This window comes from Ruegeria sp. C12 (genome assembly GCF_056537745.1).
In genome coordinates, this window is record NZ_JBQFSA010000001.1 from 675,148 (window position 1) to 687,779 (window position 12,632).

7 protein-coding genes are annotated in these 12,632 nt (G+C 61.5%); 5 read left to right on the plus strand and 2 right to left on the minus strand.

Features of this window, described 5'->3' with window-relative positions:
* Positions 1–2 precede the first annotated feature (2 nt).
* From ACR0C9_RS03160 to ACR0C9_RS03180, 5 genes are read left to right on the plus strand one after another with little or no spacing between them, the layout of a single operon-like run.
* Positions 3–875 carry a hypothetical protein gene (locus ACR0C9_RS03160; RefSeq protein WP_480625775.1) on the plus strand — a complete coding sequence of 291 codons (873 nt, stop codon included), beginning with the start codon at positions 3–5 and terminating at the stop codon, positions 873–875.
* Positions 872–2,224, plus strand: a complete 1,353-nt coding sequence (locus ACR0C9_RS03165; protein ID WP_170734422.1) for an NADH:flavin oxidoreductase — start codon at positions 872–874, stop codon at positions 2,222–2,224. The genes ACR0C9_RS03160 and ACR0C9_RS03165 overlap by 4 nt, the downstream gene beginning before the upstream one ends.
* Positions 2,221–3,756 carry a c-type cytochrome gene (locus ACR0C9_RS03170; RefSeq protein ID WP_480780360.1) on the plus strand — a complete coding sequence of 512 codons (1,536 nt, stop codon included), beginning with the start codon at positions 2,221–2,223 and terminating at the stop codon, positions 3,754–3,756. Before ACR0C9_RS03165 ends, ACR0C9_RS03170 begins: the two co-directional genes overlap by 4 nt.
* A 17-nt stretch (positions 3,757–3,773) precedes the next feature.
* The gene (locus tag ACR0C9_RS03175; protein ID WP_170451779.1) at positions 3,774–4,196 is read left to right on the plus strand and encodes a hypothetical protein; all 423 of its coding nucleotides are present in this window, start codon (positions 3,774–3,776) and stop codon (positions 4,194–4,196) included.
* Positions 4,197–4,235: 39 nt separating this feature from the next.
* Complete coding sequence (locus ACR0C9_RS03180; protein WP_170451777.1) at positions 4,236–5,249, plus strand: hypothetical protein; 1,014 nt, start codon at positions 4,236–4,238, stop codon at positions 5,247–5,249.
* A gap of 76 nt (positions 5,250–5,325) precedes the next feature.
* On the opposite strand, the gene ACR0C9_RS03185 is transcribed toward ACR0C9_RS03180, so the two are convergent.
* Both ACR0C9_RS03185 and ACR0C9_RS03190 read right to left on the minus strand, forming a co-directional pair.
* On the minus strand, positions 5,326–8,787 hold the full coding sequence (locus tag ACR0C9_RS03185) for a hypothetical protein (protein WP_480780361.1): 3,462 nt from the start codon (positions 8,785–8,787) through the stop codon (positions 5,326–5,328).
* Positions 8,787–12,629: a hypothetical protein gene (locus tag ACR0C9_RS03190; protein WP_480780362.1), complete on the minus strand. Its 3,843-nt coding sequence runs from the start codon at positions 12,627–12,629 to the stop codon at positions 8,787–8,789. Before ACR0C9_RS03190 ends, ACR0C9_RS03185 begins: the two co-directional genes overlap by 1 nt.
* Positions 12,630–12,632: the final 3 nt, after the last annotated feature.

Below are 12,632 nucleotides of genomic sequence, written 5' to 3' on the forward strand. Positions count from 1 at the left end.
GCATGGCCCGTCACATTCGCATCCCGCTGCTTGCCGATCTGATCCTGACCGATGACGCGGATGAGATCGGACAGCTTGCCGACCACGCCGCGCTGGATCGCGGGTTTCGCCCGCGGGGGCCGCTGATCAACCGGATACTGGCGCACCGCGTCAGATCGGCGTTGTCGCTTGGTGGCAATCCGCTGCCCAGCGCGATGATGCGGGACGACCCCGAAAGGCGTCGGATGTCTCAGGACATTGCCGATAAGTTCGCGCCGGGCAATTGGGATACCGACACGCTTAATCAGATGGTGGGCTATGTGAGGGGCGATCTGAGCAGGCCCGTGGGTGAGCTTGCGCAGCAGATCACGGGCCGCGTGTTTGATCCGACCTATGCGGCAAGCGCCGAAACCTGGGATGCAGCCAAAGCGATCGAGACACATCTGCAATCGTTTAACCCCCTTCGGCGCCTCATCGCCTTTCTGTCCGGCGCATTGCGGGACGCTCAAGGCGTGTTGGGTCAGGCCGCTAAGGGCGACAAGGGCGCTGTCCACGGCACCGGGATCGCGGTGCATAATCTGGCGCTCAGCCTGGAACGGTTGCAAGCGGCATGGGCCGATCAGCGGCTGCGCGCCCATCTTACCCCGGAACAGGCGGCTTTGCGCGTGATTGCCGCGCCACGCACCGTGATGCGTGCCGGAAAGCGCCATAGCGACACAATCGGCGGGCGCGTGCGGCCAGTCACTTTGGTCGCCATGAACACGCGCAGGGCGGCGGGCGCAGGCATGGATGCCGATCTGGCCTTTCTGGGATCAAGCTGGAGCCGCTGCCCGGCCCAGCACTGGGTCATGGCGTTGCTGGCAGAGATCTGGAAACAGGCGGGAGAAACCGGATGAGCGACGATATCATCTTCACTCCGCTCAAGTTCCGCAACCTTGAGGTCAAGAACCGGGTCTTCCGGTCGAATATCTCGGGTCGCTTCGACGCCGAAAATGGGGCGCTGACGCAGACGCGGATCAACTGGGAATGCAAGTTTGCGCGGGGCGGGGTGGGGGCCGTGATCTCATCTTATGTGCCCGTGCGCATGGATGGCCGCATCATCGCCGGCTACGCCACCATTCATACGGATGAGTTCATTCCCCTGTGGCAAAAGCTGGGTGAGGCGGTCCGCGCCAACGGATCGAAATACATCCTTCAACTGTCACATTCCGGTCGCCAGATGGATTTGCCCGGCATCCACAATCAGCACCGCCCGACCCCAAGCCCCACCAACGCATACGAAACCCTGCACGGCTTCCCAACCCGCGCCATGAGCACGCATGAAGTGGGCGAAATGGTCGAAGATTTCGCCCAGGCCGCATGGCGCGCGCGTGAGGCCGGGTTGGATGGGATCGAATTGCACGCCGCCAATGGCTATCTGTTCACCCAGTTCCTGAGTTCCGCGATCAACGACCGGACCGACCATTACGGCGGCTCCCTACGCAACCGCGCGCGGTTCCTGCTTGAGGTGATCGACGCCATTCGCGCCAAGGTCGGGCGCGAATTCCATCTGCAAGTCAAACTCTCTGCCGTGGACCACAACAACGTCCTGCCGTGGGAAGGTAAGGGCAACACCCTGTCCGACACGGTGCAGGTCGCGCAATGGTGCGAGGCCGCGGGCGTGGATGCCCTGCACGTCTCGACCGGCTCGCTGTTTCCGCATCCAATGAACCCGCCGGGGGACCTGCCGCTTGAGGTTCTGGCCGTTACTTACGACGCGATGATTGCATCGGGCGTCAACGGGTTCAGAAACTACCTGTTCTTCCGCTTCCCCTTGCTGCGCCCGCTATTCCTGCGGCTTTGGTTCCGGCTGAAAAAAGGCCGCGAGGATGAAGGCATCAGCCTGGAAGAATGCCGTGCGATAAAACAGGCGGTGACCATTCCTGTGATCAACACCGGCGGCTATCAGAACGCGCGGGTTGTGCGTGATGCCATCACCTCGGGCGGCTGCGATGGGGTGTCCATCGCGCGGGCTCTGGTAGCCAATAATGATCTGGTCAAGCATTGGGCCGCAGGTGAAGATGAGCCGCCAAAACCTTGCACACGCTGCAATAAATGCCTGTGCAATGCGCCGAAACATCCGATGGGTTGTTATGAGGAGGACAGGTTCGAAAGCCGTGATGCGATGATCGAAGAACTGATGTCGATCTATGAAACCAAGCCGATCCTTCAAATCCCGACCCCTGACAGGGAGGCGGCAGAATGAGGAACCAGCCTGTCACCTTTGTTGAAGAGGCTCTGGTAAAACGCCGCCGCCGACGGTTGCCGCTGACCATTCTTGTGGGCCTGATGGCTTTGGTCGGGTTGCTTGCTTTGGTCGTCGCGCTTTGGTTGCTGTTGGCCTTGCTGCGCGGCGGGCCCGAGCATTTCAAGACTGATGAGCAGCATTTCCTGCACGGCTCTATCGGTTCGGAAACCTCCAGCGGATTGCCGTATGAGGTCTGGCAGGCGCTGCCCTATCTCTTCCCCGACGCGTTTGAGGGCAAGACGACCTACGAGGCGTTTGGGTTCCTGTATCAGGAGGATGAGAAAGGCCGCACTGACTTGCCAATTGGCATTTCCCGCCGCGATCAGTTGGGCATCACCTTGGTCTGGTTCAACTGCGCCGTCTGCCATGCCGGGACCTATCGCGAAACGGCTGAGGCCGAGGCGGTGATCGTGCCCGGAATGCCGTCGAACAACCTGCAATTTCATGCGTTTATCGAGTTTCTGCTGGACGCCTCGACCAGTCCGAAACTGGCCGCCGAACCGCTGTTCGACGCCATCGAACAAAGCGGCAATGGCCTTGGACCCGTCAAGCGGCTGTTCTGGCGCATTGCAGTTGTCCCCCGCATTCGCGAGGAATTGCTGGCGACCCGCGCCGCTTTGCAGCCCCTATTGGCGCGCCAGCCGGATTGGGGCACCGGTCGCGTGGACACGTTCAACCCCTACAAGGTGCTGGAATTCGACATGAACGGGGATGCACTGACCCCGCAAGAGGTCATCGGCGCATCTGATTTTCCCTCCATCTTCCTGCAAGGCCCGCGCGAAGGCATGCGGTTGCACTGGGATGGCAACAACCCTTCGCTGGCCGAACGCAACCTGTCGGCGGCGCTTGGGGCCGGGGTGACAGCGGAAACTGCGGATCATGGCGGGATTGAGCGCGTTGCAGCATGGCTCAGCGATCTGCCGCCGCCTGCGAACCCGGTACAGGTGGATGCCGAGGCCGCCGAACGGGGGGCCAACCTGTACGCGACCTTCTGTCTGGAGTGCCACGGGCGTTGGACCGGGACAGAGTACGAGTTCTCGGGCGACAAGTTGGGAACCGTTCAGCCAATCGCGTCCATTGGGACGGATCGCGCGCGGCTGGATAGCTACACAAACGAGTTCCAGCAGCGGCAGGTGACTGAACTGTTTGCGGACACGCCTTACGCGTTCCGGCAGTTCCGCAAAACCGACGGCTACGCAAATATGCCGCTGGATGGGCTTTGGGTGCGCGGCCCGTATCTGCATAACGGATCGGTGCCGACGCTGGCGGATTTACTTAACGCCCCGGAAGATCGCCCCAAAAAATTCCAGCGCAATTCGGATGTGATCGACCCGGTGAATGGCGGGTTCCTGTCACCCCCGTGCGAGGATGAAGGTGTCTATTGCTTCGATACATCCCAGCCGGGCAATTCCAACGCAGGCCACGTTTACGGCACGCATCTAAGCCCGACCCAAAAAGCCGATTTACTTGAATACCTTAAAACCTTCTGAACAAGGAGATGAGTAACATGACCGATACGTTATCCATCGGCTGGACCCGCGCCCAGGCCGACAACCGGATCAAATCTCATCGCCGTCTGTTCGGATTTGTGCTGGCGCTTCAAATCGTCATCGGCGGGCTTTTCCTGTTTTGCCCGGCGTTTTCGCTGGGTGTTGTGGGCCTGCCCGCTGGGGCCGAGAACCCCTGGCCCTCGGTCTGGGGGGCGACGCTGATCTTTGTGACCGTCATGCAAATCCCCGGCGCGCTTGATCCGGTGCGTCAGCGTTATCCCAATGTCATTGCCGTGCTGGGGCGGGCGCTGATGGTGGCAACCTTCGTTGCGCATGGGGGGCCGTTCCTATGGTTCGCTGCCTTCGACGCCGTGTTTGGCGTGCTTATTTTCCTTAGTTTTCGCCGACTGGTGATTGCCGAACTGATGACCAGACCGTGACCGTTTTCTGTCTCTGAGGTGGGCGATTGGGTAAATCTTATGTTTGCTTGGTTTCATACCCTGACACCTGCCGGTCAGGCGACGGTCGTGTCTGCCCTGGTCAGCGCACTGGTCGCTGTTTTTGTCGCCTTTCTAAGCCCATTCAGCGCGCGTCGGTTGGAAAAACTCAAGGCGATGCTGGCCAAGGACGCGGCGCTTAATGACGCGCGAACCTCATATGAATTCGAAGCACGCAAGAGACTGTATGCTGAGATCGAGCCGCTGTTCTTCCAACTGTTTGAGGCCGCAGAAGGCGGGTATTACCGCGTCGCCAGCTTGGTACGCACGCAGCGGCAGGGCCATCTGGGCGAAGCAGACGGACGTTGGCTGGCAACCGAGGGTTATTACCTTCGTTCAACCATCTACCAACTCTTCCTGCCGCTTGCGATATTCAGACTGATTCAAAGGTCCGCGACCTTCGTCGATATCGAACTGGATCAGAATATCCGCGCCCGATATTTCCTGTTGAAGCTGTCCTATTATGCGTTCACCGACGACTTTGAGCTTGCCGGGCTTGAACCATCTTTGGCGTACTCTCCCAACGTTCCGGACTGGAAGGAAAAAACCCTTGAAAACCCAGCGCAATACCGGCGGCAAGGGTTGGTTATCGGGCATCTGGATCGCTTGATAGACGCCATGATCGTTGGTGATGATCAGTCGCAACGAACAGTTGATTATGGTGAGTTTGAAGAGCTTTGTCGTAACGATCAGGAGCTCAAGAAAGTGATGGCTGAGCCTGCACGACTGTTCCTTGGATTTGGTTTCACCAACCGACCTGTTCTGGCCCGGGCCTTGCTGGCGCATGCCTATACCATGCGGTTGCTGCTCTACACCTATTCTCGCGCGTCGGATTGCGGTGATCTTGCCGCTGTGTTGCAGACCTTTTGTACTTCGGATGAAGCGTCCGAAGACCTGGACTGGGGCGAAGGCTTTGGACAGGTTTCCTCTTCTGTCGCAGGTTATGTGAAAGAGCGTTTGTCCTGGAGCGGGGCGGACGAGTACGACATCGGCTGATCGCCTGAACCCGAAGGCCGGCTTGCGTGTCACCGTTCATCCTCTGTCGGATCGCATGAGCCCAGACGGCTGAACCTCAGGGGCTTGGGTCGAACCGATTGAAGGCGCGGGCGGCCAGATAGGCCGAACGGCGCATCACCTGATCCAGCGTCACAGTGGTTTCCCCCGAGCGGGGCGAAATCTCTGCAACGTCAAAGGGCCGATTTGCAGGATCAAGTACGGCGATAAGGGCAACCCTGTCCTGTGCTGCCTCGCCAGCGGCGCGCGTTAGATCGACCGTGTCGAAATGGGCTATACCGGTTTTGCGGCTGAACAGTGGGTCTTCGGGGTTCGCCCTGCGCAGGAAGCGAAGGTGAAGACCGGGATCTGGTATCGCAAAATCGCGCTGGGCGTTCGTTCCGGTCACGCCCGCAGAAATTGCGTTGCGTAGATTGTCGCTGACCTCAATGTCGTCAAGCCCAAGGCCGCGCGCGAAACTCAGGTAGAACAAGTTTATCTGAATATCTGCTGCGGGTAAGGGGGTTACGTGCCGATGATGGACCTGCACAAAAGCGCTGAAGCCATTTGATGCGGTTGCCAGGTTAAGGCTGCGCGCGGCTGCGAAATTGACTTCGTTTGCGTTCAGAAGCACCTCGATCGGCGGGGTGTCGACGAACAGAATATCCGGGCTGTTGTGCGTGACCAGTGGGCGGTTGCTGGGATTGGACGGGTCCGTTCGCGGGGCCCAGGCCGGGTCTGGCAGATCGCCGCGCCCGGTGTCGAACTCAAAGGTCCGGATATAGCTGCGCCCGACCGAGTGCGGGGTGTCTGACACGTCGCGCTCCCAAACGCCCAAAGACACAAGCGCGGCGCGCAGATACCGCCGGTCGCCGGACCGGAACAGAGACAGGTCTTCGACCAGCGTCTGGGGCAAGCCGTCCATGATAGGCCGCCAGGTCCAGCTCGGATGCGCCCCGGACTGGTCGATCTGTCCTTCGAAAACACCAACCCGCGTGCCGACCCAGACCACATCCGGGTTGTCTGGGTCCACAAGCACCGCATGGGCCGAGGCAGGGGTGCCGCTGGTGCCGGTTGCCACGTCCGGCTCGGTTAAATGCAGCCCGGTTGGATACCATCGCCCGTCGCCGTTATACCACCACAGCGTATCGAAGTTCGGATCCGTGATCAGTTCGCCATCCCCGTCGCGGCGCGTCCGACCCGAGGTTGTGACATACAGCGTTGTATCTGTGTGTCTTGCGATGGCAGTCCATGAGGTTCCGGAAAAGTAGGGAAGGTAGTCCAGAAACGGATCAGGCTCATCGCCTTCGGCCTTTTTGTTGCTGGGCCGGTTGCCGCTGATGATGGCGGCCCTGCGTCCGGTCCAGCTGGGGTTGTTTCCCTCGAACGTGAATATCCGAACCGTGCGTTCGCACAGCACCGCGATGCTGGTGCCTTCAAAATCGGGCGGTTCGCCCTCGACCAGTGCATCCAATGCGACGACCTTGTCGCTTAGGGTTTCAAAACGGAGCTGGTCGCGAAAGACGCGGTTCCGCGAATCCCGACCTGGCTCGGTGGTGCTGCGGGCCGAATGGGGATCGGTGGCAGATGGAAGTGTCACCCAACTCATCCAATCCGTTCTCAGGCGATGCCCGTACCAGTCGTTGGTCATCCATATCCGGTCGGTCCCTATGAACACCCGTGCTGTGTCGTCTGTTTCCCCCGGCAGGACCAGCGGGTTGGAGTAGAAACTGGCCCGGCCGTTTTCTGCCTTTTCGGAATCCCATTTTCGATTCCATGCATGCCGGACAGCGGGTCCGCGTGGCTGGCGGGCGGGGATGAAATCCCAGTCTGCGTTGAAGGTCTGCTTGACCACCATATGCGGTCGCGTTGGGTGATAGGCGCATCCACCCCCGTCGCTGCCATAAATCTGGTCCCAGAAACTGCCGCCAATGCGTTCGATAAACCCATTGTCTTGCAAACCCGCAATCAGGTGGCCGTCAAGCGTTGGGTGGGATTGTACGTAGCCCGGTTCCAACGTCGGCAGACCGACATTGCGCGACGTCCCCGAGCCGCCCGCCGTGAGTGGCCGGGTAAAGACACCGCCATCGCACGAGACCCAAAGCGTGTTATTCGCCGGACGCAGGGCGTGAACATCTGCGTGGATACCGCGGCCGGCAAAGGTCGGGTCGGTATCGGCTGTCGTCTGGTTGGCGGCGGTGAACCCGGCGGACAGATCGTTTGCCGCAGCGGTGCCCGTGATTGGCAGACGGAAAATCAGCGCGTTGCTGTTCATTCCCTGACCGCCGATGAAGACGACATCGTCGCCCGAACCATTGTCCACAACCGTGATGCACTGGTCATAATGTGATTGGTCACTTTCGATCACATAATCGGTCCCGTCCTGAGTGACCGAGGACGTATAGACACCCACGGGCCAGTCATCGATCGACACCGCTGCGACGGGCGTTCCGGACACTCCGGCAGGGGTGTGTGACAGATCGATCAGCCACCCCTGGCCAAGGCCTCTCTTGTCCGCCACGTTGGATTCTTTCAGCCCGGCAACGTAAATTCGCCTTGCTTCATTAGGGGAGGCCGCAAGGCTAAGGCGTGTGCCGGTATCATGGTCCGGCAGCGCGATGCGTTGGAACGTGCCGGTCGGCCCTCCGGTCGAAAGCCAGATGCCATCCAGATCCTCGTCCGCCCCCATCAGCGCGACAAACAGGCCCTGATCGGTCCAAAGCAGATCGGTACAGGCCCCATCGTCATCTTCGGTGAACTCACCATCCGTGAAGTCGACAAATGTCCAGCTTTGGTCTTCGACAAAACGGCCTTGGCGCATGAACAGACCACGGGACGTTGCGGCCAGAAGGGTCGCCTCATTTGCCGGGTCAGGGGCGAGAGGGGTTCCGGGGTCACGGGCCAGACGGTAGATTCCTGCGCCGATTAGTTCTTCACCACCTTCGCGCTGCCACGGGTTGACCCCGACCAGCGAAATCGCCTGCTCGACCGTTCCATTCAGGCGAAGTACCCCGATCCCTGCATGTTTGCCCCCGGGACCGAGTGAGAAATATGGTTTAAGCTCGCCGGTTCCCACATAGACCGCGTCCAAGGCGGGGTCGTCGGCACCTCCGCCGTCTTCTCCCCACTCGACCAGCAATGCGCCGACAGTCAGTACAAGATCGTCCCGGCTTGTGGCCGCGGCCAGGGCCCAACTGCCCAGCGGTGCCCAGCTTTCCCCGGCATCGTCGGTGTACCAGACACCGCCGTTGGCCGCCCCGGCATAGGCACGCTGGCCGTTTGGATGCACCTGAATATCGCGAATGCGCCCTGCAACCACTGGGTCGCCGTCCGCCTGACCGTTGCGCAGAATGAAGGGGCCCAGCGGCATCCATTGGCGTTCTTCGTCAAAGGCCCCCTCGATCACTTCGCCCAAGGCCGCAAGATTACCCAGATTCCCTCCGATAGCCGTTCCATTGGCGCGCGCTGCGTTGGCCTCGGCCCGACCAGCAAGGGATTCGGGCGGTTTCCTCAGATCGCGTGGCCAGTCATAGCGTGCCATCAGGTGCCTCCTTCCTCGCTGTTGTCGCTGGCCCCGATCCGTATCCAGCCTTCTTCAACCGAAACCGGGCCGTCCGGCAGGATGGCAGCCTGCGTTGCCGCCAGAATAGGATCGTCGCGCCAGGTGATTGGGCTGTTGCGGCGGGTCCACCGCTGGTCTTTGCCAAAGGCCGCGATCTTCGGCAGGCGCACCTTGTCGGGATCGATCAGAACCGGACCGATCCGCGCTGACGGGGCAATCTTTTCCAACCCCGGAGCCACCCAATCGCGCAGCAATTCCAAAGACTTTCTCGGCAAAATCCCGGATGTCGCATGCACCCGCGCGGCGGGGTTCATCAACAACGTCAACTGCACCTTCTGCCCCGAATGGGTGAAGATACGCCCGCCGGGTTCGATGTAGGGTGAGGTCAGCGGCGACGGTTCCGCCAACGTGGCCGAGCCCAGAATGGCGCGGAACCCAAACCCCAACCCGGCAGCGGGCGCAGCCTTGCTGACGGATTTCTCGATCAGGCGGAAGCGGCGGAAATCGTCGCCGACGAAATAGCCGTAAAGCCCGTCATAGCCCTTGGCGACCTCACCCAGCGCAACCTCGAAAGCGCGCGCCTTGACGGCTTCGAATACGCCTTCGTCGTCAAGCAGTTGGGACAATGCTTCGGCTGTTTCACCAAAGGCATCAATCTGCGAAAGGTCGGTTGGGATATCCAGCCACAGCGTCGCCCGCACCACGGCGACCGGGCGTCCGACCAGTCCTGCAATCGTGGCTCCGGCCTGAACCTGCGCCTCGTCCACGCCCCACATTGTTGTATCAACCGCGCGCAGGAAGGCCGACAGCGCGCTTTCGTCTTCTGCGGTCTCAGGATCCTGCGTGCGCAGCGCGTCCGCGTCGATCATCCCGCGCGCGATCCGGCCCAGCACCTGCGCCGCCGGGGGCAGGCCTACTTCGGGGTCGTTAACAGCCGGTCCGGGACGGCCAACCGCGCCTTCCCAGACCAGACCACCGGCGACCGGGTCTTGCAGAATCTCGCCCAGCGGGTTGCCTTGCGCATCGAACATCTCAAGCGACTCGTCGATGAAATCCGGCAGGATATAGCCCGCGATGGGGCTGATGCCCTGCGACGGGTTCGCCTGATTCAGACGGGCTTCGGCGGGTTCATCAGATGTGTCTGCCGGATCGACAAAGCGGAACATCAGCCGACCGGGCAGCGACAGGCGTGGCGGCAGTTCAAGGGCCGGGCGATCCTCGTCATCCGTGCTGGACAGTGCATGAGGGCGCACCAACCGCTGCGTGTTGAGGTCTCGGAACCGCCCGAAACAATCGACGATCCGCGCCCGGACAAGGCTCAGGCGGCCACTTGCGATCAGACGGGGAAGCCCGACCGCCCGAATGTTATCGGCGACTGCTTCGGGCACGTCACGCTCTTGCCCGTCGGGTTGGGGTTCGAGGCCCAGCCACAGGTCACCCACTTGATCCAGCGTGACCGACCCCAGATCCGCAAGGTCCAGATAAGTCCTGAGCTGCGCAAGGCGCGCCTCATGCGCCTCGGAAATCTCGCCTACCTCATCCTCGTCGCGCTGGTTTTCGGCGTCCAGATAGTCGGCAATCAGGCTCGTCCACGCATCGTGCAGACCATCGGTAATGGGCGAACGGCCGAGGATGTTAAGGGATTGCCCGCCAACGTCAGAGGCCCCTTCGAATTCAATCCGGCCCAGTTTCCAGCCGTCAAAATCCTGGCCGGTTTCCAGACGCGCCTCCCATTCCAGCCAGACCGGCACCCAGGGTTGGGACCACATGGTTATTCCGACCGGGCTGGGCTCGCGCCCTTCGGCAAGCGAGAACCTAAGCAACTCGTCGCTCAGCGTCGCCCGCGCCATTGGTGTGGTATTCGCGGCCAGTGGCGGCGTGCCGTCATAGCTGCCCTCGGGCGAGAACCGCAGCGCCATTTCGGCCCGCACGCGGGTTTGCACCGCCGGGGCCTCTGCCGGTTCCGAGGTTTGCTCGATGGCTTGCAGCATCCAGGCCAGCATGTAGATGTCGAACAGGAAGCTGTGTTCCAATATCCGGCGGGTCTGGCCCGGCAAGTTGGACAGGTTGGGCAGCGCAGGTACGTAATCGCGCGCTTCAAAGCGGCGACCGAAGGCAATTGGCAACTCACGCGCCCAGTGGCAGCGTAAACGTCTGTCTTCGGTGAAACGCCAGTCGTCAAACCGGTTCGAGCGTCCAAAGTCGCGCAACCCAACAACCGGAGGCACCGCGCGATGATAGCGGGGCGCTGGTCGGCGAATGCGCCGGACGGTCGGGCCTTCGTCGTCGGGCTGGGTGCGGAACCGTTTGTCGGTTTCCAGCTTTGCCGTGCGGCGCAACTCGTTCAGATTGGCCTTTTTGGACCCGGATTTGGTGCCAAGCCACATTACGTCCGCCTTTGGCGGCGGCTTCGAGGCGAGCGTGGCGATCTTCGTGCGCACGGGCCGCCCGGCCTTGATGTCGGTCTGCCGCCGCTCGACAATCACGTCCTCATAGACTTCGCGACCACGGAAGGATTCAAATCCGTCGCCATGTTCGGCTTCGTCCAGCGCGATGATGCCGTCTTGTTCGCCCAAGCGGCGAATGGCCCCATTGGCGACGGCGGTCAGCAGGCTTTCGGTGTATTCCCGTTCCTCGCCGTCGGTCAGGCCTAAGCTGTCGGCCACCTGCGCGGCGATCAATCGTTCAAGGGTCGGCCCCAACGCAATTCCGATGGCAGGCGGGCGGGGGGCCAAATCGCGCCCGACCGGCCCGGTGATCCGAACCCCCATGACCCGGCCATGCAGAACAGTATCGTAGTGCATGGTCACCAGCGACATTGCCACCGCGTCGAAGACAAGCGGTTCGTACCCGCTGGCCAATGCGGCCTGCGCGCTGGACAGTGACAATGCGGTGCGCGTATCGGTGACCCGCAGGCCACGGGCCGAGACGGCCTCGACCGGTGTGTCGAAACTGTCGGTCACCGTAGAGGAGGATGCGCGGAACTGGGTCTGCGCAAAGCCCGCCAAACCGGATTGAACCGGTTGTGAGATTGCACCTTCATAGGGGGCCGGGGACGCGGTCCAGCCAAGCTCGTCCAGCGTGCGCGAAACAGCAAAGGGCCAGAAGCTTTTGGCCAGCGGGTCCGACGCCCGTTCGGACCACCAGCCAATGATCACGTATGAGGCAAGGCGTGTGGTGATCTGGTTCGGGTTCAGGTCCGTCAGCGGATCGTGAAACCCGAACCGGTTGCGTGTCGAGTCATACCCCGCCGTCCAGCTTGGTGAGCCGCCCACGACCCCGTCCAACTCGTCGGGTTCCAACTGATCACCGTCGCCTGCGCTGTCGCCATCGGGGTAATCTTCCAGATCGTAGACCCGGCCCGTCTCTGACGCGACGACCCAGGCGCGCAGATCAACGGTGCGTGTGTTTTCGGGGCCGGTCATCCGCACCACCAGCCAACGGTTCGGCAGTGGACGCAGGGAAAGCGGGCTATCCTCGTCATCCTCAAGATCACCGCGCAACAACCCATCGGGCAGCGCCCAGTGAATGTGAATGCCCGGGTCCCGGGGTTGCGGATCCGAGAAGGGCGGGGCGGGTTCATCCGTATCGCTGGCCGGTCCGCCAAGCTCCATCGGAAGCCTTACATAGTCTTCATCATGATTGACCGGCACGTAAAGCGCGCGGACATCCACCGGAACGACCAGTGCAGGCGGCGGCGGTGGCGGCGTTGCGAACCGGTCGAGGCGGGACACCGCCGTGTCGCCCAGTTCAACGGCCATCGACCAGCCCGGACGGGCGAGGATGGCTTGCATCAGCTGCGGATCAATCGGGTTGGCCATGGC